28 protein-coding genes and 1 tRNA gene are annotated in these 23,470 nt (G+C 58.1%); 14 read left to right on the forward strand and 15 right to left on the reverse strand.

Going from position 1 to position 23,470, the window contains the following annotated elements:
- Positions 1-2 precede the first annotated feature (2 nt).
- Complete coding sequence (locus ACZ5PA_RS09075; protein WP_464930018.1) at positions 3-1,154, forward strand: cobalamin-independent methionine synthase II family protein; 1,152 nt, start codon at positions 3-5, stop codon at positions 1,152-1,154.
- Here the strand turns inward: ACZ5PA_RS09075 and ACZ5PA_RS09080 are convergent.
- Genes ACZ5PA_RS09080 through ACZ5PA_RS09090 form a run of 3 tightly spaced genes read right to left on the reverse strand, consistent with a single transcriptional unit; the run spans position 1,151 to position 3,229 of the window.
- Positions 1,151-2,413, reverse strand: a complete 1,263-nt coding sequence (locus tag ACZ5PA_RS09080; RefSeq protein WP_464930019.1) for a hypothetical protein — start codon at positions 2,411-2,413, stop codon at positions 1,151-1,153. The genes ACZ5PA_RS09075 and ACZ5PA_RS09080 overlap by 4 nt on opposite strands.
- Positions 2,414-2,433: 20 nt before the next feature.
- A complete protein-coding gene (locus ACZ5PA_RS09085) occupies positions 2,434-3,024 on the reverse strand; it encodes a MarC family protein (RefSeq protein ID WP_464930020.1) in 591 nt (196 codons plus the stop codon).
- A 10-nt stretch (positions 3,025-3,034) separates the two neighbouring features.
- Complete coding sequence (locus tag ACZ5PA_RS09090) at positions 3,035-3,229, reverse strand: chromatin protein Cren7 (RefSeq protein WP_464930021.1); 195 nt, start codon at positions 3,227-3,229, stop codon at positions 3,035-3,037.
- Positions 3,230-3,283: 54 nt separating this feature from the next.
- On the opposite strand from ACZ5PA_RS09090, the gene ACZ5PA_RS09095 reads away from it, so the two are divergent.
- Positions 3,284-4,462, forward strand: coding sequence for an enolase C-terminal domain-like protein (locus ACZ5PA_RS09095; RefSeq protein WP_464930022.1), 1,179 nt, complete (start codon positions 3,284-3,286; stop codon positions 4,460-4,462).
- Positions 4,463-4,477: 15 nt separating this feature from the next.
- On the opposite strand, the gene ACZ5PA_RS09100 is transcribed toward ACZ5PA_RS09095, so the two are convergent.
- Positions 4,478-4,586 (reverse strand) — tRNA-Trp (locus ACZ5PA_RS09100).
- Positions 4,587-4,685: 99 nt separating this feature from the next.
- Here ACZ5PA_RS09100 and ACZ5PA_RS09105 point away from each other — a divergent pair.
- Complete coding sequence (locus tag ACZ5PA_RS09105) at positions 4,686-5,312, forward strand: superoxide dismutase (RefSeq protein WP_464930023.1); 627 nt, start codon at positions 4,686-4,688, stop codon at positions 5,310-5,312.
- Positions 5,313-5,369: 57 nt separating this feature from the next.
- Positions 5,370-5,960, forward strand: coding sequence for a helix-turn-helix transcriptional regulator (locus tag ACZ5PA_RS09110; RefSeq protein ID WP_464930024.1), 591 nt, complete (start codon positions 5,370-5,372; stop codon positions 5,958-5,960).
- 8 nt (positions 5,961-5,968) lie between these two features.
- On the opposite strand, the gene ACZ5PA_RS09115 is transcribed toward ACZ5PA_RS09110, so the two are convergent.
- From ACZ5PA_RS09115 to ACZ5PA_RS09125, 3 genes are read right to left on the reverse strand one after another with little or no spacing between them, the layout of a single operon-like run.
- Complete coding sequence (locus ACZ5PA_RS09115) at positions 5,969-6,727, reverse strand: ABC transporter permease subunit (protein WP_464930025.1); 759 nt, start codon at positions 6,725-6,727, stop codon at positions 5,969-5,971.
- Positions 6,720-7,148, reverse strand: coding sequence for a tRNA (N6-threonylcarbamoyladenosine(37)-N6)-methyltransferase TrmO (gene tsaA, locus ACZ5PA_RS09120; protein ID WP_464930026.1), 429 nt, complete (start codon positions 7,146-7,148; stop codon positions 6,720-6,722). Before tsaA ends, ACZ5PA_RS09115 begins: the two co-directional genes overlap by 8 nt.
- Positions 7,149-7,163: 15 nt before the next feature.
- Entirely contained in the window at positions 7,164-8,198 is a 1,035-nt protein-coding gene (locus ACZ5PA_RS09125) for an extracellular solute-binding protein (protein ID WP_464930027.1), read from the reverse strand.
- 222 nt (positions 8,199-8,420) lie between these two features.
- On the opposite strand from ACZ5PA_RS09125, the gene ACZ5PA_RS09130 reads away from it, so the two are divergent.
- Both ACZ5PA_RS09130 and ACZ5PA_RS09135 read left to right on the forward strand, forming a co-directional pair.
- Entirely contained in the window at positions 8,421-9,044 is a 624-nt protein-coding gene (locus tag ACZ5PA_RS09130; RefSeq protein WP_464930028.1) for an ABC transporter ATP-binding protein, read from the forward strand.
- A 37-nt stretch (positions 9,045-9,081) separates the two neighbouring features.
- Entirely contained in the window at positions 9,082-9,402 is a 321-nt protein-coding gene (locus ACZ5PA_RS09135; protein ID WP_464930029.1) for a hypothetical protein, read from the forward strand.
- Here the strand turns inward: ACZ5PA_RS09135 and ACZ5PA_RS09140 are convergent.
- Positions 9,361-10,596, reverse strand: coding sequence for a TIGR04013 family B12-binding domain/radical SAM domain-containing protein (locus ACZ5PA_RS09140; RefSeq protein ID WP_464930030.1), 1,236 nt, complete (start codon positions 10,594-10,596; stop codon positions 9,361-9,363). The genes ACZ5PA_RS09135 and ACZ5PA_RS09140 overlap by 42 nt on opposite strands.
- A 46-nt stretch (positions 10,597-10,642) precedes the next feature.
- Here ACZ5PA_RS09140 and ACZ5PA_RS09145 point away from each other — a divergent pair, with 46 nt between their 5' ends.
- Together ACZ5PA_RS09145 and ppsA are read left to right on the forward strand one after the other, a co-directional pair.
- On the forward strand, positions 10,643-11,347 hold the full coding sequence (locus ACZ5PA_RS09145; RefSeq protein WP_464930031.1) for a hypothetical protein: 705 nt from the start codon (positions 10,643-10,645) through the stop codon (positions 11,345-11,347).
- Between the two features lie 94 nt (positions 11,348-11,441).
- On the forward strand, positions 11,442-13,856 hold the full coding sequence (gene ppsA, locus ACZ5PA_RS09150; protein WP_464930032.1) for a phosphoenolpyruvate synthase: 2,415 nt from the start codon (positions 11,442-11,444) through the stop codon (positions 13,854-13,856).
- Here ppsA and kae1 read toward each other — a convergent pair.
- The 4 genes from kae1 to ACZ5PA_RS09170 are packed head-to-tail and all read right to left on the reverse strand — an operon-like array spanning position 13,825 to position 15,829.
- Positions 13,825-14,850, reverse strand: coding sequence for a KEOPS complex N(6)-L-threonylcarbamoyladenine synthase Kae1 (kae1, locus tag ACZ5PA_RS09155; RefSeq protein WP_464930033.1), 1,026 nt, complete (start codon positions 14,848-14,850; stop codon positions 13,825-13,827). The genes ppsA and kae1 overlap by 32 nt on opposite strands.
- Positions 14,850-15,035 (reverse strand): 30S ribosomal protein S27ae, encoded by a 186-nt coding sequence (locus ACZ5PA_RS09160; protein WP_464930034.1) that lies wholly within the window; start codon positions 15,033-15,035, stop codon positions 14,850-14,852. The genes kae1 and ACZ5PA_RS09160 overlap by 1 nt, the downstream gene beginning before the upstream one ends.
- Positions 15,032-15,397 (reverse strand): 30S ribosomal protein S24e, encoded by a 366-nt coding sequence (locus ACZ5PA_RS09165; RefSeq protein ID WP_464930035.1) that lies wholly within the window; start codon positions 15,395-15,397, stop codon positions 15,032-15,034. The genes ACZ5PA_RS09160 and ACZ5PA_RS09165 overlap by 4 nt, the downstream gene beginning before the upstream one ends.
- A gap of 30 nt (positions 15,398-15,427) precedes the next feature.
- Positions 15,428-15,829: a phosphate-starvation-inducible PsiE family protein gene (locus tag ACZ5PA_RS09170; protein ID WP_464930036.1), complete on the reverse strand. Its 402-nt coding sequence runs from the start codon at positions 15,827-15,829 to the stop codon at positions 15,428-15,430.
- A 36-nt stretch (positions 15,830-15,865) separates the two neighbouring features.
- Between ACZ5PA_RS09170 and ACZ5PA_RS09175 the strand changes: the two genes are divergently transcribed.
- Positions 15,866-16,486, forward strand: coding sequence for a class I SAM-dependent methyltransferase (locus ACZ5PA_RS09175; protein ID WP_464930037.1), 621 nt, complete (start codon positions 15,866-15,868; stop codon positions 16,484-16,486).
- Here ACZ5PA_RS09175 and ACZ5PA_RS09180 read toward each other — a convergent pair.
- Genes ACZ5PA_RS09180 through ACZ5PA_RS09190 form a run of 3 tightly spaced genes read right to left on the reverse strand, consistent with a single transcriptional unit; the run spans position 16,472 to position 18,487 of the window.
- Positions 16,472-16,957, reverse strand: coding sequence for a CPBP family glutamic-type intramembrane protease (locus ACZ5PA_RS09180; RefSeq protein WP_464930038.1), 486 nt, complete (start codon positions 16,955-16,957; stop codon positions 16,472-16,474). The two genes, ACZ5PA_RS09175 and ACZ5PA_RS09180, sit on opposite strands and share 15 nt — an antisense overlap.
- Entirely contained in the window at positions 16,954-17,370 is a 417-nt protein-coding gene (locus tag ACZ5PA_RS09185; protein WP_464930039.1) for a metal-dependent transcriptional regulator, read from the reverse strand. Before ACZ5PA_RS09185 ends, ACZ5PA_RS09180 begins: the two co-directional genes overlap by 4 nt.
- A 1-nt stretch (position 17,371) precedes the next feature.
- Entirely contained in the window at positions 17,372-18,487 is a 1,116-nt protein-coding gene (locus ACZ5PA_RS09190; RefSeq protein WP_464930040.1) for an Nramp family divalent metal transporter, read from the reverse strand.
- A 184-nt stretch (positions 18,488-18,671) separates the two neighbouring features.
- Here ACZ5PA_RS09190 and sucC point away from each other — a divergent pair, with 184 nt between their 5' ends.
- The 5 genes from sucC to ilvA are packed head-to-tail and all read left to right on the forward strand — an operon-like array spanning position 18,672 to position 23,448.
- On the forward strand, positions 18,672-19,820 hold the full coding sequence (gene sucC / locus ACZ5PA_RS09195) for an ADP-forming succinate--CoA ligase subunit beta (RefSeq protein ID WP_464930041.1): 1,149 nt from the start codon (positions 18,672-18,674) through the stop codon (positions 19,818-19,820).
- Positions 19,817-20,698 carry a succinate--CoA ligase subunit alpha gene (gene sucD, locus ACZ5PA_RS09200; protein WP_464930042.1) on the forward strand — a complete coding sequence of 294 codons (882 nt, stop codon included), beginning with the start codon at positions 19,817-19,819 and terminating at the stop codon, positions 20,696-20,698. The genes sucC and sucD overlap by 4 nt, the downstream gene beginning before the upstream one ends.
- A 34-nt stretch (positions 20,699-20,732) precedes the next feature.
- Positions 20,733-20,993 (forward strand): hypothetical protein, encoded by a 261-nt coding sequence (locus ACZ5PA_RS09205; protein ID WP_464930043.1) that lies wholly within the window; start codon positions 20,733-20,735, stop codon positions 20,991-20,993.
- A 44-nt stretch (positions 20,994-21,037) separates the two neighbouring features.
- Positions 21,038-22,240, forward strand: a complete 1,203-nt coding sequence (locus ACZ5PA_RS09210) for an aminotransferase-like domain-containing protein (RefSeq protein WP_464930044.1) — start codon at positions 21,038-21,040, stop codon at positions 22,238-22,240.
- Entirely contained in the window at positions 22,237-23,448 is a 1,212-nt protein-coding gene (gene ilvA / locus ACZ5PA_RS09215) for a threonine ammonia-lyase (protein WP_464930045.1), read from the forward strand. Before ACZ5PA_RS09210 ends, ilvA begins: the two co-directional genes overlap by 4 nt.
- Positions 23,449-23,470 lie beyond the last annotated feature (22 nt).

Genomic DNA, 23,470 nt, shown 5'->3' on the forward strand with positions numbered 1-23,470 from the left:
CAATGTTGCCGAGGGCTTTCATAACTAGCGTAGTCGGGTCGTGGCCTAGGCCCAAATGGCTTTTGGAGGCCTTCGAGAGGAGAGAGGCGGGCTTGGTGGACGACGAGACGCTCAAGATGTACATGGACGACGCGGTGAGGTTGGCGATAAAGGACCAAGAAGAGGCCGGAATAGACGTGGTGACCGACGGCGAGCAGAGGAGGACCAGCTTCGTGGCGTTCGTGGGCCAGAAGCTGAAGGGGTTCAAGGTGGTGAAGAGCGAGGAGCTCCACCCGGACGCTCGCGAGATAATGAAGAAGTACAAGGCCCCGTTGACGATCTGGAGGCCCGTGATCTCAGGGTATATAGAAGACAGCGTCATAGCCGCTGACGAGGCCCAGTTCGCCAAATCGGTGGCCTCGCGGCCCGTGAAGGTGACCCTCCCGTCGCCGTATTTGATCATGTGGGAGAGCTGGCACGCCAAGATATCGGCGCCTTATTACCCGAGGCCCGAGGACGCTGCCGAGGCCTACGCCAAGGTCTTGAGGAGGGAGATAGCCAGGCTCATAGACGTCGGGGTCGCCTTCATACAACTGGACGAGCCCATGTTGGGCGATCTGCTCGAGGCCTCCGAGAACGAGCCAGACCGCTACAAGAAGGTCGCGGCCGAGATATACGGGCAGAAATACAGAGGGCTGAAGGACGAGATAAGGCTGGCCGTGGACTTAGTCAACGAGGCCGTGCAGGGCTACGGGACGTCCGTCCGCATAGGTATGCACTTGGACAGATGGCCCACGGAGGACTCCCCCATCGTCGGCTACGAGAAGTTGGCCCCGGCCATATTCGACGTAAAGGTCAAACAATACGTCGTGGAGTACAAAGCGCCCAGGATGGGCGATCCCGTCGAGTTCGCCAAGGTCCTCCCGAGCGATAAGGAGATAGGCTTGGGCTCTATCGACGTGAGGGACCACAAAAGGGTCGAGACGCCGGAGGAGGTGGTGAACCACGTGGAGAGGATAGTCAAATACGTCGATCCGACCAGGATATGGCTTAACCCCGACTGCGGGTTCGCGCCGGGCCAGTTCAGGGCATTTCCCAGGGACGTGGCCAGGGCCAAGCTCAAGGCGATGGTCGAGGCGGCGAGAAGGCTCAGGGAGAAGTATTGGTGGGCCTAGCCGAACAACCCCCCTCTGCCTTTCTTGAAGACGACGGATTCCAAGAACGTGTCCCTGACCGGCTCGTAGACCCTTTTGTAGAAGCGGGATTGGCTCTCCAGAACCTCTCTGGGAAAGGAGGAGACGTATTGGACGGCCGCCTCCCAGGCCTTCTGGTAGGGCACCACGAGGTCTATCTTCCACGCGACCTCCCTATCGTAATCTTGAGGCCTCTGGGGCTTACCGCCTATCATGAACAAGCCCGTCTCATCGTCCACTTGCACCTCCTCCCCCGCCACCGTTACGAAGTTCCTCTCGCGCCCGACGCCACGGGCCTTCGTGGACCCCCTCGCGCCGCCTCTCGACGCAGGTCCGTAGTGTTTAGCCCACGCGTAGAATATGGCCCTGTTGAGGCCGAAGGACTTGGCCTTCTCCAGATCTCCGTATAGTACATAATACCGAGCGGCTTGTAGGAGCGCCATGACTTGGAACCTGCCTATTTTGGACGCACCGCCTCGCTCCGCCGTTATGGGCGCGTGGACCGGCTCGTACTCGGCCAACGCGGCCTCCACGAGCCGCGCCGCCTCGCCGGGCTCCGCCCGCGCGTAGCAGCCCTCCTCGTGTCGGGGATTGTCGGGCCTCGCCCAATCGGGGGAGAAGGCCGAGAGCTTGTCGAGCGGCACGCAGACCGCCGCGTAGTCCAGCTCCTTGTGCAACGAGAGCGGCGCCGTGAAGACCCTCTTGGGGTCTATCAAGTCCTCGACCTTGAGCGCCCAGCCGGAGCGCTCCGAGAGCTCCTTAAGGGGCTGGGCCGCCTTCTTGAGCACGTATCTGACAACGGCATGGGCCTCCTCGACCGGCCTAACGCCGGGGAGGGCCCTCTCGTTTATCCTCACGTGTATCCCCTCGCCGGACCAGAGCACATATACGGATTTAGAGACGCCTAGTTTGTCCAACTCCGATACTATCACCTCGGCCGCCTTGACGGCGAATTCCCATTTATCTATCTTGGTGTCTATGTCGAAGAAAGGGGTATAGGCCTTTATCCTCGAGTCCGACACGTCCTCTTGGCTCTTGATGGGTCCGTAAAGGGCCGCGGTGGCGTAGAACGTCCTGACGCCCAAGGCCTTGGCCAACCTCGGCACATCGTCGGGCGATTCTATGACCAACGGCTTGCCCGACTTGTCGTAGCGCGTAAACGCCTTGCCGTACACAGCGGCCCAACGATTACGCGAGAAGTTGAAGATCTCCTTCTTGACGAGCTCCTTTTCGTAGTACACGTGATATCTGGCCGCGTTTTTTAAGACTTCATCAAGCCCAAGAAGCCGTCAGCGATCAGCTGGACGGCCCACGCAGCTACTATGAGGCTGAAGAACCGCGAGAATATCTTCAGCGTATTGCTACCGACTAGCTTGATCAATAAGATCGAATACCTGATCGTGGCGTACGTCAAAACGGAGGCCACGGCTATCGCTAAGACGAGCGAGAACGGGTTGTAGTACGTGGCCATCACCATGACCGAGGTTATGGCGCCCGGCCCCACCAACATCGGCGTGATTATCGGCACTATGACGTAATCCTCAGGGTTTATCCCCATGGTCCTCGGAGCGCCCTCCCTCAATATGTCGATAGCTATCACCAAGAGGAGGATGCCGCCGGCTGCTCTGAAGCCGTTGATGTTTATATTGAAGATGTAGAAAATATAGGGCCCGGCCAAGGCGAAGAGGAGCAACAAGGACGGCACGGTGACCGCCACGAGTTTCAGAAATCGCCCATGTAGCCTTTCGTAATCCGGCAACACCGCGAGGAGGGGCACGGCGCCTAGCGGGTCGATTATGGCGTAGAGCTGGGCGGCGCCTACGAGGGCGTCGACGAGCGAGAAGGGCTGCATAAAGGCGGCGCTACGGGGGCACCTTGCCTATGATCTTGCGCACCCTTTTCCCGTCCGGCGTCTTGAAGAGCGCCACCAACACCCCGGGCTTGCCCGGGGGCTGGAGGACCCAGATCTTCTCAGGCTTTAAGAGGTACCTCTTGCCCTCCACCTCCACTTCGTACTCCTTGTCGAGTAGGTCCGACACGTATCCACCCGCTCCCATAAATAAACGCTTCGCACACAGATGAGTTATAAAAAAGCGGAGCGGCATATGCCGATGGCTACTATCTCGGAAATAGAGGCGTATATACTGGGAGGCCAAAGCACCAGCGCCCAATGGGCCTCCACGACTGTGTTAGTCAAGGTGGTCACGACGAGGGGCGAGGTGGGCTGGGGGGAGGCCATAGGCGGTTTGAGGTCTAAAGCCGTGGCGAGCCTAGTGAAGAGGATAGAGGCGGTGTTGAGGGGCAAAGACGCGTTCAACGTCGAGAGGAATAGGCTGGAGTGGTATAAACACGACTTCAACATCTCCATATCGCTAGAGTCCATGGCCGCCTTAAGCGCCGTGGACATGGCGTCTTGGGACATAATAGGGAAGGAGCTAGGCGCGCCGATATATAAGCTACTCGGAGGCGAGACGCGGCGGGACGTCTTGGTCTACGCCAACGGGTGGTACCAAGACTGCGTGAGGCCGGAGGACTTCGCCGAGAGGGCCAAAGAAGTGGTCAAGAGGGGCTATAAGGCGTTGAAGTTCGACCCGTTCGGGGACTACTTCGACTCGATAGACGAGAAGGGGCTTAGGCAAGCCGAGGCCAGGGTCAAGGCCGTGAGGGAGGCCGTGGGGGACGAGATCGAGATATTCGTAGAACACCACGGCAGATTCAACGCAGTCTCGGCCATCAAGATAGCCAAGATGCTCGAGAAATACAGCCCTGGCTTCGTGGAGGAGCCCGTGCACCCGGAGGACGTGGAGGGCTTGAGGAGGTACAGGAGAGCGACCTCGTTGAGGATAGCGCTGGGCGAGCGGATCATAACGAAGAGCCAAGCCTTGGAGCTAATGAAAGAGGGGCTCGTGGACTTCCTCCAAGTAGATCTGTACAGAATCGGCGGGATAACCGAGGCGAAGAAGGTCTCGGCCATGGCCGAGGCCTTCGACGTGCTCATGGCGTTCCATAACGCCCAAGGGCCTATCTTGAACGCGGCGACCCTCCAGCTGGACGCGATAATACCGAATTTCTACATCCAGGAGTCCTTCTACGACTGGTTCCCCAAATGGAAAAGGGATTTGATATACGATGGGACCCCAATAGAGGGGGGCTACGCCAAGGTGCCCAATAGGCCGGGGCTTGGGGTCGAGGTGAACGAGAAGTTGGTGGAGGAGTTGAGGACTGAGGCTGACGGCCTCAACGTCGAGGAGCCCATATGGGTCGTGAAGGGGACGTGGAGGAGCTTCTAGCGGCGATGAAGAGAGTGGTGGGCCCGGAGGGATTTCTGGGCGGCTACGCCTGAACCCCCGCCCTACGGGTCTGGAGCAACGGCGGCTTTGCCTCCGCCGCTCTACCTTGCTGAGCTACGGGCCCTATATGGCATAATGGGCCGTGGTTAAAAATTTAGCGGCCCCGCGGAATCGGGTTCTAGCAAGAACTCAATGCTTAAATATAAGAAGCGGGTATGGGGACATGTCGGCGAGCTTGTTCAAGAGGTACGAACTGCCGCCGCTTCCCTACAACATGGACGCGCTGGAGCCCTACATAAGCAAGGAGATAGTCGACGTGCACTACAACGGGCATCATAGAGGATACGTCAACGGGGCGAACGCCTTGTTGGAGAGGATGGAGAAGATAATCAAGGGCGAGTTGGGACAAGGCCACTACGACATACAAGGCATATTGAGGGGGCTCACGTTCAACATCAACGGCCATAAGCTACACGACCTCTACTGGAAGAGCATGGCGCCCGCGGGCAAGGGCGGGGGCAAGCCCGGCGGAAGGCTGGCCGATCTCATAAACAAACAATACGGGAGCTTCGACAGGTTCAAGGCGGTCTTCACGGAGGCCGCTAACTCGCTCCCAGGCACCGGCTGGACGGCCTTGTACTACGACGTCGAGACGGGCAATCTACAGATAATGACGTTCGAGAACCACTTCTTGAACCATATAGGGGAGGCGCCGATCTTGATTATAGTAGACGAGTTCGAGCACGCCTATTATCTCCAGTACAAGAACAAGAGAGCCGATTACGTCAACGCTTGGTGGAACCTAGTCAACTGGGACTACGCAGAGCAGAAGCTCTCCAAGTTGGTCTAATCCCCCATTTTTTCCTCTTGTCGAGTAAATATATAAATCTCTAAGTCGACAAGAGTTGTGGAGGTGGAGGAGAGGCTGCTCCAGATAATAAAGGAGAGGGGCGAGGCCTCCACGAGCGAGCTAGTGGAGTTGACGGGCTATCCCAGACACAAAGTGTTGCGGGCCCTCAACAAGCTCTACTTCAAGGGATTAGTGGAGCCCATCAAGAGGGGCAGGAGGTACGTCTGGCGTTTAGCCTCCGGCGAGATGGCGATATACCCGCTCCACACGCCGCTTTCGCCTATACTTTACCTCGAGGGCGTGGTGGAGCCGATCTACAGGAGAGTGGGCAATAGGGTCGATTCGTTCCTCTTCGTCCACGTCAAGAGGGACGTCTATTGGCTATGCGATTGCGGGACCGGCTACTACGTCATATCCGATGAAAGGATAGAGGGGTGCGAGTGCAAGCTGAGGCACGCATTCGGCGAGCGGAGGCTCGCCATGTTGTACTTAACTGGCGATAACAGATTCCGTTATTGGCGCAGTTATAGATACGGCGAAGAGGACGTCGAGTTCGTGGTGTTGATGCCCGAGGATAAGACGTCGCAGGAACTCGTCGAGAAGTACAAGAAGTACGAGGAGGCGGTCCCGGCGGGCGGGCCGAGCTGAGGGCCGGCTCAAAGCCTCAGCCAGTGGGCCAAGGCCAACACAGCTAGCGAGAACAAGAAGAGCGTGGCCGTCGCCGATATCGCCGATAGGTAATACGTCTCGAAGAGATTCCATATATAGACAGAGGCAGGGCTCGCGAGCCCGAAGGGAGGTCCCGATACGTAATAAGCTATGACGGCCACTGAGCCGAACTCGCTTATGGCTCTAGACGCGGCGGTCAAGCCGGAGGCGAGGAGCCCCCGAGCCGATCCCCGGAGGACTAGCCAGAAGATGCGCAGATCGCTTGCCCCCATGCTCATGGCCATGAGCTCGGGTTCTCTCGGCAAGGCCTCGAAATAGCTCTGGGCCGCCCTGATGTAAACAGGCGCCGAGACTATCACTAACGCGGCTATTAGGCCGGCATATGTATCGAATAGGCTGAGGCCCAGCTCCTTCAAGGCCTTTCCGACAAACGTCTGGGGGCTAGAGAGGAGCGCGAGCGCTATGCCCACCAGCGGATGCGGCACAGATGCCGGCACGTCGGCCAGCGCGTTCATGATCGCGTTTCTCCTCCTGGCCATGAGGTAGGCCAACGGCGTGAAGAGGACCGCGTCCAGGAGAACTGCAATGGACGAGGCGAAGAAGGTCAAGCCCATGGACCTCAATAAGGCCTCGTCGAAGGCGTACTTGTTGAGGAAGGGCCCATACCCGTAATACAGAAGCGCGGCGAAGGGCGAGAGGAGCAAGGCCAACGCTATTACGGAATAGGCTGTTACGAGCCTATACATGGTCGGCCAACGCCCACGCCGGCGCCTTGGCGTCCTTGGGGCAACGCGTCGGCGAGAACCCCTTTATGTCGAGGACTGGAGTGCCGTCGAATAGGTCGAGGTCGGCCACGTACAGCTTGTTCCCCTCTATCCTCAACAGCCTGACTATCGAGACGCCTACGGGGTTAGGCCTATCCGGGCTGTCCGTGGCGAAGACGCCGACTTCGGGCGCCGGCACGCCTCTGACGCGTTTCGGCCTGACGACCAGCGGCGAGCCCCTGTACTTGTGTAGGTACGACACGACGATTATGTGGCTGAACTCGTCCAAGCCCTTCAACCCTTGTACGTACTCCTCGTCCAGGACTATTACGCCGTCCACAAGCCTTTTCTTGACCTCGTCGTCCGGGTACTGGTGTCGGACCACGCCGATGGGCCTAAACATGATTAATTCCACTCTTCAAGTTAACGGCCCTCCGTATTGTAGATCTCCTCTATCTAATAAGTCCTTGAGCTGGGCCGGCATGGAGTTGACGTCGCCGAAGACTATGGGCTTCTCCAAGGGCGTTAAGCCGTACCTAGACAATGCCTCTCTGTTGTTCAATACAAACAAGAGGAACTGCAACGCTAGACGGGAGTTCTCGGCGCTCTTGGGTATTGTAATGTACAAATATACTGGAGATCCCCTTATCTGCACGGGCTTGCCCTCGATAGGTATAGTCCACGAGAATTGGGCGTACCAGCTCGAGTAGCCGACGTCGCCGAAGTTGAGCCACGGCGGTAGCTCGAGGTACTTCAGCCCGTTGGCCACCGCGTACGACTTGTACGAGAACACAAAGGCTATCTGGCCCTCCTTCATCGGCACGACGTAGTAGAAAGTGCTGCTCCTCGTTATATTAGCGCGGTTCTGGATCATCCTCGCTACGAAGAAGCTCTCGTCGCCTGCGTAGAGCTTGCCCGCGGCCTTGAGTATCAACATGGCGTAGAGGCCTTCTGGATCGGTGGCCGGATCGGCGATGCCCAAGGGATATCTACCCGACGTCAGATCGTAGAAGAATTGATACCACAACTTGCTGTCGTTAGTCGTGTAGGCCCGCTCGTATAGGGATATCAGATCGGCCATCCCGGGAAACGTCTTCACGGAGGCGTCGGAGTAGACCAACACGTTGCTGTCGGCAACTATCGCTATGGCCCATCCCGGGTTGTAATTGCCGGTGCCGACGACGGCTTGTCTGAAGGCGACCGGCATGAACACGTCGCACGGCGTACCCAGCGCTATTTGGTGAGCCAACGCGAAGGAGCCGCCGGGCTTGACGACGACTTGAACTCCCGTAGAGTTGCCGAACATATCGGCTAGCATGTGGCCCTCTTGTGCGTAGGCACCAGCGATGCATAGAACTATTGAAGCGGGCGCCCGCCACGTGGAGTAGACCATCAGCGCAACGGCGACCGCCGCCACGACGACTGCGACAATCGCGTACAAAGCCCTGCGCATGTAGCCTAAATTCATCGCTATTCTTATAGCTTATTTTATAGTAACAAATTATATTTTAATAAGTTAAACTTAAGGGATTATTATATTAATTTATCGAGAATTTTGATAAACAAAAAATATTATAATAATTTAGATTATTTTCATTATTAAATATAATGATAATTTTATAAATATTTATTTAGAATAAACTTAATTTAAAAATATTGAAAGATCTTAAGTTCAATGAAAAATCAAGGCGTGATCCAAGGCCTAGATATCTGGAAATCCTTCGGTAATACTTACGTACTTAAAGGCGTACATATAACGTTGCGCAGAGGCGTTAACTGCATAAGGGGCCCCAACGGCGCCGGGAAGAGCACTTTGCTGAGGATATTGTCGTTTCTGGAGAGACCCGACAAAGGCACAGTGGTGTTCTTCGGCACAAGGGTGGACGCGTCCGCTTGGCGCGAGGCGGAGAAGATCAGGGGCAAGATAGTCTATCTGCCCCAGACAACTGAGTTATTCTCGGTGCCTGTAAAATCCCTCTTATCTATTTGTAGAGACAAGGAAACCGCCATGAGGTGGGCCAAATACTTCGGCGTGGCAGGGTTGTTGGACAAGAACGCCGCGTCGTTATCGCCCGGCATGAGGCGGAGGGTCCAGCTAGCGCTCGCGTTCTCGTGCAGTAAAAGCGCCTTGTTGTTAGACGAGCCCGAGTCCTACTTGGACGAGGAAGGCCGGGGGCTACTCGCCGATGCGATGCGGGAGGCGTCGGCGAATATGGTGATCGGCTACGTCTCCCATGAAGACCCCTTGACTCCTTGCGACGTCACCTACTTCATGTCCGAGGGGGCTATCGTGGGCTAGCGTGCGGGAAAAAATATAATCCAGAAATACAGTAGATGTGGAGTTGACGGATCCGCTTATACTTAAATATAGGGATCTCCTATTGGAGAAAGGCCTCGTCGAATTGGCCGAGGGCCTGGCGCCCGATAGGACCGTAATGGACCTCATAGCCTCGATGGCGGGCTCGTCGGTCGCCGAGGCCTTGGAGAGGCTGGCGAAGTATATAGAGAACAAGCTCGATAAACGCATAGCGGCTTTGGCATACGCCGAGGTGACCGGCGTTTACGACGAGGAGTTGTCCGTGAAGTCCTTGGCTAAACACTTGGCCATGTGGTACTTATCGATCGCCCAAGACTTGGGGCTTATTAAACTCGGATAGGTGTCTGCGTATCTCGTCGTACCCCTCATATATCCTCCGCGAGAGCTCCACTTGCTCGGCCCAATAGCCCTCCACGTAGGGCCTATGCCTCTTCGCGAACTCGACGTAGGCCCTATGTAGGGGGGCAGGCCTCATACCCCACATCGGAGTTCCGGGGAGGGGGATGAAGTAGTGTAGCCGTATTTTCGCCCCGATCTTCACCAAGCGCTCCATGGCCGCCACGGTGGCCTCGACGTCCTCTTCGCCCTCGCCGGGCAGCCCCGCTATCACGTCCACCACGGGCGTGAAGCCGTGCCTCCTCGCGACCTCCGCGGCCTCGAGGGCCGTCTCGACGTCGTGACCCCTCTTAGTCGCCCTCAAGAGCCTATGAGAGCCCGTCTGTAGGCCGAAGGAGATCTTCTTATTGGCCACGAGGCCCTTGATGGCGTCCAACACCTCGTCCGTGACGGTCTCCGGCCTGGTCTCGCTGGGGAAAGTCCCCAGATAGGGCCTGCCGCCGGCTCTCTTGACAGACTCCAACAGCTCCACGAGCGCCTCTACGTTGGGGGTCTTGCCGTCGCGGGAGCCGTACAGGAAGCCGACAGGCGCTATGAACCTTATCGCCTTCACGCCCTTGCTTACGTAGACCCTCGCCATCTCGGCCACGGACTCGACCGATCTGTACCTCACGGGCCCGAAGCGCCACGTCGCGCAAAAAGAGCATCTATAGGGACAGCCCCTCATTATCTCCACTGGCGGATACGCGTCCAGCGTTTTGCTGTAGGTCCTGTAGTCGTCCAAGTCGACGTAGACCCTCGGCCCAGCCTTTATCCCGCCGTCTAGGTAGAGCGTATTGGGCGGCGCCGCGTCCGACCGCCCCAGCTCCCTCTCCACTATAGCCGGCAAGGCGACCTCGCCGTCGCCCACGACCGCGTACTTGACGCCCAGCCTCAACAGGATCAAGGGATCGCCGACGGCTTGCGGCCCTCCCGCTATGACGACCGCCTTGGACGCCGCCTCGGCCACCTCCCGCCAATATTCTATAAACGACGGCGTGGACAAGCTGTAGAGCACCAACGGCCTCTCCGACTTGTCTATGGCGGCTAGGAGCTCCTCGCGGCTCCTAACCACGAGGACCCTCTCCCTGTCCTCCACGGCGGCCAACGCGTATGCGAGGCCGTTGCGAGCGCCCGGCAGCTCTCTGGCTATCAACACGTACTGCGGGTGGCAGACCTTAAAAACACCTCAGCGACCTCGCAACGTGATAGTGGCCTACGGCAAGGGGCCTCCCGTCGCAGTGTTCGCGGGGTCTTGGCTCTGTTCCCGCTCGCCGGTTGACGGAACGCCTATAGCGTTGGGGGAGCCCGTGGGCGACTGCGCGTCGCCGGAGAGGCTAGCGCAGTTGACCTCGCTCGCCACCGCGGTGTTCTTGTTGAAGGAAAAAGGCATAAGGGTGTTCTACGGAGGCGGCGATCGGGAGGAGTTGTTGGCCGCATATGCCGGCGGGGCCGACGGCGCCTTGGAGGAGGTGAAGCACAGATTCGGCGTTCCTGAAAGGCCCGACGACTCGGCGTTTGTCGTAATAGAGGCCGACGACGAGGGCGAGATCAGAAGGGCCTTGAGGCGCGCCGGGGAGATATACAGGAGGCGCGTTGACGTGTTGTTAGCCGCCGATTTCGAGAAGGCGTTGAGGCTAGGCCCTCTGGCGTCCGGCGTAGTCTTGAGGGGGCCGCCCGACCTAGTCGCCTTCGAGGAGGCGTCGTATCTGCCCGAGATAGGCAGATGCACGCACTGCGGAGTGGACTTCTTGATGTACGGCGATAAGATCTCGCGGTGCATCTACTGCGGCCGTTCGCTGAGGGGGGTCTTAACTCAGCGCAAGCCGACGTTGAGGCCCGAGATATTACGCGCGATACACAAAAGGCTGGCCTCAGGCGCGCTCCCTAAAAAACTTGTCGTACTTTAACAATTATAGATAAGGCCTATTATCGCCAGAAGACGCTATGAGGAATTTTCGTGAGTAGAACCGTTAAAATTAATAACACTTGTTAATACCGCCTATGGGGCTCATCGTCTGGCTACACGAGGTCTCGCGGAAGGACCACGACTTAGTGGGCGGAAAGGCGGCGAACCTCGGAGAGGTCGCGAAGATAGCGAGGGTTCCGCCGGGGTTCGTCGTCACGGCCGAGGCCTTCCGGCATTTTATAGAGGCCACCGGGCTGGGCCCCAAGATTTTGGAGACGCTCAAGGCCGTTAGGGGAGGATCCCCCGAGGATTACGAAAACGCCTCCGCCGCCATAAGGGGCTTGATAGAGTCCACGCCGATGCCCAAAGAGATAGCCGACGAGATAGCATCGGCCTATTTGCGGCTCTCGGAGCTCGTGGGCGTCAAGGACGTCGCGGTCGCGGTGCGCTCCTCGGCAACCGCGGAGGACATCCAAGAGGCCTCCTTCGCGGGCCAACAAGACACCTATCTCAACGTCAGAGGCGTCGAGAACGTCATCGACTACGTGAAGAAGGTCTGGGCCTCCCTCTACACCGCGCGCGCCATATACTACAGGGAGCAGATGGGCATCCCGCACGAGAGGGCGGCCATAGCCGTGTTGGTGCAAAAGCTAGTCAACGCCAGATCGGCCGGCGTGATGTTCACCTTGGACCCCACCAACGGCGATACGTCCAAGATAGTGATCGAGGCCGGCTGGGGGCTCGGCGAGGGGGTCGCCAGAGGCATTGTCACCCCCGACGAGTTCGTAGTGGATAAGTCCACTCTGACTATCATCGACAGGAGGGTATCGAGGAAAAAAGTCGCCGTTGTTAGAGACGAGGGCGGTTTGACCAAGGAGGTGGAGCTCCCGGAGGAGAAGGCCTTGGCCCCTGCGCTCACCGACGAGGAGGTCGTCCAATACGCCAAAATGGCCTTGGAGCTTGAGCGCTATTACGGGCATCCGCTCGACATAGAGTTCTCGGTGGACGCCGACATGAAATTCCCCGAGAACCTCTTCGTGGTTCAAGTCAGGCCGGAAACCGTGTGGAGCAGGAAAAAGGTAAAGGCCGAGGAGGCCAAGGGCGGCGTAGTGGTCGTGAAGGGGATCGCGGCCAGCCCCGGCGTGGCGGTCGGGAGGGCCAAGATATGCCTAACTCTAGAGGACGCCAAGAGGAAGCTACAGAAGGGCGATATACTAGTGACCAAGATGACCGATCCAGATTGGGTTCCCTACATGCGCTTGGCCTCGGCCATAGTAACCGACGAGGGCGGGAGGACCAGCCACGCCGCTATAGTCAGCCGCGAGTTGGGCATACCCGCCGTCGTGGGGACCGGCAACGCCACCCAAGTGCTGAAGGACGGGGAGCTCTACACAGTCGACGGCACTAAGGGCGTCGTCCTGCTCGGCGCCGTGGAGAGCAAGGCCGAGGCCAAGGTCGTCGAGGCCCCGAAGGCGAGCCCCGATATAATAATACACATATACCGCGCCATCCCGACGGGGACTAAGGTGTACATGAATTTAGGCGAGCCCGATAAGATAGACGAATACAAGGATCTGCCCTTCGACGGCATAGGGCTGATGAGGATAGAGTTCTTGGTGTCGAGCTGGATAGGGGAGCACCCGCTCTACCTCCTCTCCATAGGGCAAGAGCAGAAGTTCGTGGACAAGATGGCCGAGGGCATAGCCAAGGTGGCGTCCGCCATATACCCAAGGCCCGTCGTGGTGAGGTTCTCGGACTTCAAGACTAACGAGTACAAGAGCTTGAGGGGCGGGGAGAAGTTCGAGCCGGACGAGCGGAACCCCATGTTGGGCTGGCGTGGCGTGTCGAGGTACATATCGCCGCAGTACGAAAAGGCGTTTAGGCTAGAGCTCAAGGCGATCAAGAAGGCGCGCGAGGAGCTGGGCCTCACCAACATCTGGGTCATGGCCCCCTTCGTGAGGACCGTGTGGGAGGCCGAGAGGTTCTCGAAGTTGTTGGAGGAGGAGGGCCTCTACCGAGACCGCGACTTCAAGGTCTGGGCCATGGCCGAGGTCCCCTCGGTGGTCTTCATGGCCGAGGAGTTCGCGCCGTATTTCGACGGGTTCTCTGTGGGCTCCAACGACTTGACCCAATTGGCGTTGGGCGTCGACCGCGACAACGACTTCCTCGTGAGGATAAACCCCAAGTACTTCGACGAGCGGGAGGCGCCCGTCCTCAAGGCGATATACGAGTTGATAAACAAGGCCCACAAACACGGCCTCACCGTGTCCATATGCGGACAAGGGCCCTCCGTGTACCCCCAGATGGTGGAGTTCTTGGTGAGGGCCGGAATAGACAGCATATCCGTGAACCCCGACGCCGTGTTGAACACGAGGGTCCTAGTGGCGTCTATCGAGATGAAGGTGTTGAGGGAGAGGCTAGACGCTGTCTACAAATCCCTCTACAAGATCGACGAGGACGAGGAGTTCAAGGAAATCATCAGGAAGGTGTTCGGCCGGATGAAGTATTAGGGCATAGGTCGTAGAACCAAGGCACATCGACTTGGTCGAGGCGCCATCTCTGCCTCACGAAGCTCTCCTCCACTGATACCCTCACGCCTTTTCTGAACGCGTAATACCCGGTGAGGGCTATCATTGCGCCGTTGTCGCCGGCGTATTCGGGCGGGACTATCTTGAGCGATAGCCCCCTGTCGGCGGCTATGGCCTCGAGTATTTGCCTAAGCCTCGCGCTCCTCGCAACGCCTCCGGCCACCACGAGCTCGCGTTTGCCCGTATACGCCAACGCTCTCTCGAGCACCTCGGCCAACATGTAATACGCGGTCTCCACCAACGATTTGCACAAGGTCGGGAGCTCGACCTCCCCTCTTCTGTACAAGTCCACGGCCCTGGTGACTAAGCCTGAGAAGGCCAAGTCTTGGCCTATTATGTTCATGGGCAAGGGCACCACCGACTTGGCGCCCTCAGCGCATTTCTCCACTGCCGGAACTCCCGGATAGCCCAGCCCCACCTCCCTGGCGAACTTATCTATGGCGTTGCCGATGGCCAAGTCGAGGGTCTCTCCGAAGACCCTATATTTGCCATCGGCGAAGCCCACGATCATCGTGTGGCCGCCCGATATCAGAAGCACGAGCGGATCGCAGCTGCCGGTCAAAGCCCTTGCTATCTCCACGTGGGCTACGCCGTGGTGCACCGGCACTAACGGCTTGCCGAGCTTGACCGATAAAGCGCGCGCCAAGACTGCCCCTATCCTCAATGCGGGCCCCAGCCCTGGGCCCGCCGAGTAGGCCACGGCGTCTACGTCGTCTAGCCTCTTCCCGGAGTGGTCGAGGGCTCTCCTCAACAAGGAAACAGCGACTTTGGCGTGATGCTCGGCGGCCTCGCGCGGGTGTATCCCGGAGCCTGAGGGAGGGACGTAAGTGTCGTTGACGTTGGCGAGAACCCTCCCGTCCTCGACTACGCCGATGCCTATAGTGTGCGCCGTCGACTCTACGCCGATTACGAGCACTACCTCTTGGTCTCAAATATGGTCATGCCGCATCTGCCGCAGTGCCATCTAGGCACAGGCTCCTTGTGATACGCCATGACGGAGCCGCAACGCGGGCAAAGCCTTCTCAAGAACTTTATAGTGCCCTTCTCGTAGTCGTATTGGTACCAAGTGGCGGCCCTCGGGAGCTTTTTGACCTCGCTCATTTCTTCGCGCCCTTCTTCTTCCTGCGCTTCTTCTCGCGTATTTCGGCCTTGCGCTTCCTCGCCTCCTCCAAGAGCTTCTTGCCGTCGGGCAAATTGCGGGCGATAATGTAGAGCGGTTCGATAATTTTGGCTTGCGCTTCAGAGTCGTAGACGTGAACCTCGGCCCTAGAGACCCCTCTGCCGAACTCCGTCTCGATGTTCTTGACTAAGACTAACTCGGGGCTGACCCCCAGCTGTGACGCCACGGCCTCCTTAACTTGTTGCCGCGTCGGCGTGGGGGCCCCTTCGTGGACTATCAAGGCCACGACTTCCCTCCTGCCGAGGAGCTTGTTCTCCTTGATCTGCTCTAGCTTGAGCTCCACGGCCGCCTTATTGGACCGCCTTATAAAGATTCACGCAGAACGTTTGTGTTGTAGGTAGTCTACGATACCTAACACGAGGGCCGAGGCGATCAACACGCCGGCGTGGGTAGTATCGAATTGGCTATTGACAGGCGACATGTAGACTATGATCTCCCTCGCCAACGCCACCAACGCAACATCTATGATCTTATAGACAATAACTTCTTTATTTTGAATATATGTTATAAATGTATCAATTAATTCTATAAATATTATAAATAAAAATAGATTACCTAATATTGAATATATATAGTGTTCGCTAGATGCCTTTGTCAACGACATAACGCCGTCTAGTACTAGAAGGAAGGAATATCCGGCCAACACGATCGCCACCGCCAGCGCAAGGCCGTAGAGCGCCGCCTCCAAGTGCTTAAGCCACTTGACGTAATCCACGGCAGAAAGACTTTATCTAAAAATTTGACGCTGGTCGTGAGCGCCAAGGACGTCTTCGACGCGTTAGCTGACAGGTACGATAGTTGGTACGAAAAACACAAGGCGCTTTACGAAAGCGAGTTGAAGGCAACATCGGCTTTCGACTGCGAAGGAGGCGTCGAGGTGGGCGTCGGCACTGGCCGATTCGCCGTGCCGCTCGGGCTGAGAGCCGGCGTGGACCCTTCTATCGCCATGTTGAGGCTCGCCCCTAAGGACCTCGACCTCGTAGCCGCAGTGGGCGAGCGGCTCCCCTTCAGAGACAAGGCGTTTCCCTGCGCGTTGATAGTGGTCACGTTGTGTTTCGCCGACGATCCTGCTATGATGATAGCAGAGGCGTCAAGGGCGGCTGAGAGGGTAGTCGCGTGCATAGTCCCCAGGGAGTCCCCATGGGGCGTGCGGTATAGGCGCGAGGGCGAGGCGGGCCATCCGTTCTACTCCAAGGCGAGGTTCTACACCGTGTCGGAAGTGGTGGAGTTTGGCGTAAGGGCAGGCATGAAGCCGGGCCGCGTATCCGCCACTCTGAGAGGCGAGAAGGAGGCGGAGTACCCAGTGGAGAACCCGACGTTGGACGAGGCCGAGCGCTACGGCTTCGTCTGCGTTGAGCTAAAGAAGGCCTAGGTATATGGCGGTCCACACGGCGTTGTTGAACGCGTGTAGCGAGATCGAGGCGGCCAACCCGCCGCCTAGATAGGCCAACGTGAGCGCCAAGGCATAGGCGAGGGCCAACAGAGGGTGCGGGTGCAACGCCGCGAAGACCGCCGTGGATATGATGAACGCCCCCCAACGCGGCAACGCCCTAAAGGCCAAGCCTCTGAAGACCACCTCCTCGACTATTGGGGCCAATACGTCCGCGACGAATGGATTCGCGGGAAGCCCCTTGGGCCCCGACGCGAGGTCCGCGACGAAGGCAATGGAATACACCGCCAGAGCCGCGGCGATATAGACGACGTCTAGGCGGAGCCAGACGAGCTTCTTGAAGGAGATTGACGATATGGCTAAGGCCAAGAGGTAGCCCCATAAGGCCGGCCATAGGGCTAAGGCCGCTAGGGAGGCCAAGAATACCGCCAAGTCGGCCCAACGCCCCGTCACCTCAACGCCCCTCTCAACGACTTCAAGGCCTCGACGAGCTTGGCCACCCTCTCCACCACTCTGGGGTCCATTAAGTGCTCGAGCTTCTCGGCCTCAGCCTCGGCTAACTCCTCCTCGACGCCTATGAGCTTGAAGAACTCCGCGAGGGTTCTGTGGGACTTGTTGAGCTCCTCCAGCAAGGCCAGCCCGCGCTCCGTTATCTCTATCCCGCCGCGTCCTCTATACACGATGTACCCTTGTTCGTCTAACTTCCTCAACATCTTCTGGGCCGAGCTGGGCTTGACGCCTAAGGCGTTCGCCAAGGCGCTCAGAGTGGCCTTGCCCTCCCTGGACAACGCGTAGATGGCCTCTAGATAGTGCTCGGGCCTTACATCCTTCATCTCGTGGCCTCTCCTCATCGACGCGAGGTCCACGTCAGAGGAAGATCAACGCATCTATAAGTATAACAAAGACTGTTGCTGCATACGCCGCGACTGCGAGGCGCTTGGATATATAGGGGGAGGCATAGGCCGCCAAGGGCAACAACACGGCGGGTAGCGCCAAGCTCAAGACCACTTGCGTGTAGACCAAGAGCTCCAACGGGTTTAAGCCGGCCGCCAAGACGGCGGCCGTGGGCGCTATGTTGATCGATCTGAGCATTAACCTGGCCTTATATTTAGCCACGCTCTTCCCTAGGACGCGCTCCAAGATCAACGCGCCGGCCTGGACGGAGACCGCCGACGACGCGAGGCCTGCGGACAACAAGGCGATTGAGAAGGCGAGGCCCGCCAGAGGTCCGTAAAGGGGCTCCAAGATCCTCGGCGCCGTCGTTATGTCGACCGACTTCCCGTAAAAGGCGTAGGCCGCCATGACTTGCATTGCCGCGTTTACGGCCGAGGCTACGCCTAGGTTGTAGAGCGTTTGTATCCTGTGCCTCCGCTTGTCTAGGCCCTCGACTATATGCGAGTGCAATAAGACCGCGTGGGGCATCACAGTGGCGCCCAATATAGACGCGGCGTAGAGCGCCTCCCCGCTCTTCAAGGTCGGGACCAACGAATGGTACGCTATCAGCGCCAAGTCGGGCCTTATCAATATCAGCTCGACGAGGAAGCTCAAGCCAACGACGGACGCCAACACGCCTATTGCCGCGAAGTAGGCCCTTCCTCTATCCCCTAAGAGGAGCAACAAGACAACGTCTATGGAGCCGAGGACGGCGGCCAAGTACGCCGGCAGGCCCAACAAGAGCTCGAAGGCCACGATGAGGCCCACGAACTCCGCCAGATCCGTCGAGAGGGCCATAGCGAACAGAACTGTGACGTAGAGCGGGCGCAGGCGCCTCAGCCTAGTCCATATATGGTCCAAGAGCCCTCTGCCGCTCTCGAGCCCCAGAACGCCCGATATGTACTGGTACATAATCGCGATAAATCCCGACAACCATACGACCCAGAGCAGATCGAGGCCGTACGTCGATCCCGAGGCTATATTGGCGCCGAAGTTACCGGGATCGATATAGGCTACGCTCACGACCGTGGCTGGCCCTATCAAGTCCACGAGCGTCGTATACCCTGGTTATTAATTTTTCCCTAAGCTAAAGAAACGAGCTTGCATATTCCGAGTATCTCTATAGGATCCGCCCGAGGAGGTTAGATGTGGCTAAATGGGTAACGGCTTTGTCTAAACACTAAACGGCTCACTGCGTAGTCAATGCTAAAAACGAGGTCTCTGGACCAACTACATGAAGCTGTACGAATACGAGGCGAAGGAGATATTGGCGAAATACGGAGTCAAGATACCGTTCGGCAAATTGGCCTACACCCCCGAGGAGGTCAAGAAAATCGCGGAGGAGATAGGGAAGCCGGTCGTCCTCAAAGCCCAGGTGACAGTGGCAGGGCGCGGGAAAGCCGGCGGCATAAAGGTCGCGAAGACGCCCGAAGAGGCCGAGGCCTTGGCGAGGCAGATGTTCGGCATGACCATAAAAGGCCTAGTCGTTAAGAAGATCTACGTCACGGAGTATCAGGAAGTGGAGAGGGAGATGTACCTCTCGTTGATAATAGACAGGGCGTCCAGGCGTTATTTATTCTTGGCCTCGCCGATCGGCGGCGTGGATATCGAAGAGATAGCGCGGAGGGAGCCCGAGAAGATAAAGAGAGTCTACGTCGATCCCTTCGAGGGGCTCAGGGATTTCCACGTCAAGTCCATAACGTCTTGGCTCGGCTTCAAGCAAGGGACGCCTCAATGGGATCAAGCGGCGGCCATCGTGAGGGCCATGTACAAGGCCATGACGGAGCTGGAAGCAGAGCTCGTCGAGTCCAACCCGCTCGCCGTGACTAAGTCCGGTGAGGTCGTGCTGCTCGACGCCAGGATCATAGTGGACGACAACGCGCTCTTCAAACACCCCGACCTCGAGAAGGCCTACGAGGAGGATCCCAGAGACGTCACGGAGTTCGAGCGCTACGCCCAGAGGATAGGTTTCAACTACGTGGAGCTGGACGGCGATATCGGGATTATAGGAAACGGCGCTGGGCTGACCATGAGCACGATGGACCTCGTCTACCACTTCGGCGGTAGGCCCGCCAACTTCCTCGACATAGGCGGCGGGGCGTCGCGCGACGTGGTCAAGGAGGCGCTCAAAGTGCTCTTGAGGCACCCGCGCGTCAAGGTGATATTCATCAACATATTCGGCGGAATCACGCGGGCCGACGAGGTGGCCGCCGGCATAGAGGCGGCCTTGGCCGAGGCGGGGGGGACCAATAAGAAGATCATAGTGAGGATGAAGGGCACCAACGAGGAGTTGGGCAGACAGATGTTGGCCAAATTGGGAATACCGCTATACGAAAATGCCGAAGAGGCGGCACAAAAAGCAGTGGAGTTGGCCAGCTCATGACGGTTCTAGTAGGCCCCAACACGAAGGTCATAGTACAAGGCATAACTGGAAGGGAGGGGAGCTTCCACGCGCAGAGGATGTTGGAATACGGCACCAAGGTGGTGGGAGGCGTTACGCCGGGCAAAGGCGGCGCGACCGTCGCCGGGCTTCCCGTCTTCGACACTGTCGAGGAGGCCGTGAGGGCCACGGGCGCGGACGCCAGCGTCGTGTTCGTGCCGGCCAAGTTCGCCTCCGAGGCCGTCTACGAGGCCGTGGACGCCGGGATAAAGCTCGTGGTGGTCATAACGGAGCACATCCCGGTGCACGAGACGTTGCGCTTCGTCAACTACGCCAGATCGCGCGGGACGACCGTGATAGGGCCCAACTGCCCCGGCCTCGTCGCCCCTCCGATTAGGACTAAACTGGGCATTATGCCCAACTCGGTCTACCAGACGCCGGGCAGAATCGGCGTCGTGAGCAGATCGGGCACTTTGACCTACGAGATATCGTACCAGCTCGCGCGCGCCGGGCTCGGGATAAACACCGCAATAGGCGTCGGCGGCGATCCCATAGTGGGCACAGACTTAGTTGAGGCCGCGTTGAAGATGGCCGAGGACCCCGAAATAGACGCCATAGTGGTCATAGGCGAGGTCGGAGGCGATGCCGAGGAGAGGTTGGCCAAGCTATACGCCGAGGGCGCAATCGGGAAGCCGATCGTGGGGTACGTGGCAGGCAGGACGGCGCCGCCTGAGAAACGCATGGGCCACGCAGGCGCCATAGTGATGTTGGGCTCCGGCGATGCCAACAGCAAAGTCAAGGCGTTTAGGGAGGCCGGCATACCGGTCGCGGACACGCCGATGGAGGTGCCTCGGCTGGTCTTGAAGGCCTTGAAGAAATAGGTTTTCCACGCGTCGTTTTCGCAATTACCGATCTATGCCTCTATGCGAGATATGCGGCTGGGAGCCCGCCGAGTTCGTATGCCCTAAGTGCGGGCGACGCGTCTGCAAATACGACATGGGCGAGAGGTACTGCAAGGTTTGCGAGGAGACCTTGTGTAGGCTATGCGGCGTTCGGTACGCCGTGTCGACTTGTTATAAATGCGGGCGGCTGGTGTGCGAGGCTTGTAGCGTGCGGAGGGGCCTTTTGCGCATATGCCATGAGTGCCTCAAGTCGGCAAGTGGAATCAGTATATAGTTTATATATGTCAAAATATTTATTGGGGTTCCTTTGGCCTATATATGGACTTGTCGAAACTGTTGGCGGGCAGAACCGCCTATATGAGGGCCAGCGAGATAAGGGAGCTCCTCAAGTGGGCCACCGCAGACGTTATATCGTTCGGAGGAGGTATGCCGGACCCGTCGACGTTTCCGCTAGAGGATATAGCGAGGATAAGCGCGTACGTGCTCGAGACCTACGGCAGTAAGGCCCTACAGTACGGCCAGACCGAGGGGGTCCCCGAGCTTAGGGAGGAGCTGGCCAAGTTCGTCGAAAGCAACGGGATAAGGGCTAGCGCGGACAACGTGATAGTCACGGTGGGGAGCCAAGAGGCCTTGGAGCTGCTCGGCAGGTTGTTCCTCGACGAGAGCTCCGTGGTCATCGCCGAGAACCCCACCTATATAGCGGCCCTCCAGTCCTGGCGCGTCTATAGGCCTAGGCTGGTGGGGATACCCATGGACGACAACGGCATGAGGACCGACGTGCTAGAGGAGCGGGTCAGAAGGCTCAAAGCCGAGGGCGCCGCCATAAAGTTCATATACACGGTCCCCACGGCCCAGAACCCCACAGGCGTCACTATGTCTAACGACAGGAGGAAACATCTGCTCGAGATAGCCGAGCAGAACGACTTGTTGGTCGTCGAGGACGACCCCTACGGCTATTTCATATTCGACAACATATCTGTGACTAGGCTCAAGGCCATGGACAAGTCGGGAAGGGTGATATACCTATCGACGGCCTCTAAGATATTCAGCCCAGGCTTAAGGCTAGGCTGGGTCGTGGCGGATCAAGAGCTCATAAGGTGGTTCGCGTTGGCCAAACAAGCCCTCAACCTCAACACGCCTACGTTTAACCAGTACTTGCTCCTCGAAGGGCTGAGGAGGGGCGTGATACAGAGGAATATACCCAGAATAGTGGACCTCTACAAGAGGAAGCGCGACGCCATGTTGGCCGCGTTGGAGGCGTATATGCCCAACGGCGTGACTTGGACGAGGCCTTCCGGCGGCATGTTCATATGGGTCAGAGTGCCCGAGAGGATAGACACTAAGGAGATGTTGAACGTGGCCATAACAAAGTACAAGGTGGCCTATGTCCCCGGCCACGGCTTCCACATAAACGAGGGCGAGGGCAGGAACACCATGCGCTTGAACTTCACGTACAGCACTTTCGAGCAGATAGACGTCGGCATTAAGCGCCTCGCCGACGTTATACGCGAGTTTTTATGAACGAGCCTCCCCTCGAGGAGGCCACAGGGATAATAAGAGAACAACAGAAAAAAGGCCTCATACACAGGACGCCTCTCCTCAGATCCGAGTCGCTCTCGAGGGCCCAAGGAGGCGAGGTGTTCTTGAAGCTGGAGGCGCTCCAGAAGACCGGCTCCTTCAAGATAAGAGGCGCTTACTACGCGATGTACAAATACATAGGCAAGGGGTACAGGAAGTTCATCACGGCGTCGGCCGGCAACCACGCCCAAGGCGTGGCCTACGCGGCTCAGCTACACGGAGTCAAGGCCACGGTCGTCATGCCCACGACTACTCCGTGGCTTAAGGTAAAGAAGACCAAGGACTACGGCGCGGAGGTCGTCCTATACGGCGAGAGCTACTACGAGGCGGAGAAGAGGGCGTTGGAGCTAGCCGCGCCGGATACCAAGTTCCTACACGCCTACGACGACCTATACGTCATAGCGGGCCAGGGCACTATCGGGGTCGAGATACTGGAGGATCTACAAGACGTGGACGTCGTGGTAGTCCCCGTGGGCGGCGGCGGCCTCATCTCGGGCATAGCCTATGCGGTGAAGAGGGCTAGGCCGAACGTCAAGGTGTATGGAGTGCAGGCGTCGGGCGCCCCGTCGGTGTACAAGTCCCTGAAGGAGGGCAGAATCGTCGTCTTGGACAAAGTGGACACAATAGCCGACGGGATAGCAGTCAAGCGGCCCGGCGAGCTCACCATGTCGTTCATAGAGAAGTACGTAGACGACGTCGTGTTAGTCGACGATAACGAGATAGCGGATGCGATTTACCTACTCGCCGAGAGGACCAGGGTAATCGCCGAAGGCGCCGGCGCGGCCTCGGTGGCCGCCTTGATGGCCGGGAAAATAGACGTGAAGGGGAGGAGGGCCGTGGCCGTTGTTTCCGGCGGGAACATAGACGCCACTATCTTGGTGAGAGTCCTCAACAAGGCCATGGCACGCCAGAGGAGGATAATCAAGTTCGTCGGCGAGGTGCCGGACAGGCCCGGCATGTTGGCGACCGCCGCGTCTGTCCTGGCCGAACACGGCGTTAATATAATAGACGTGTACCACGAAAGGTACGACCCCCACCAGAGGCCCAACTACGTCGAGTTAGTCTTCGTGACCGAGGTGCCTGGGGATCTCGACGTGGGGCTCGTGTTGAAGGAGCTGGAGAGGAGGGGCTTCAAGTTCGACGTACGTTAGAGAGAAGACCATTTAATGGGGA

The sequence above is a fragment of the Thermoproteus thermophilus genome, from assembly GCF_055392855.1.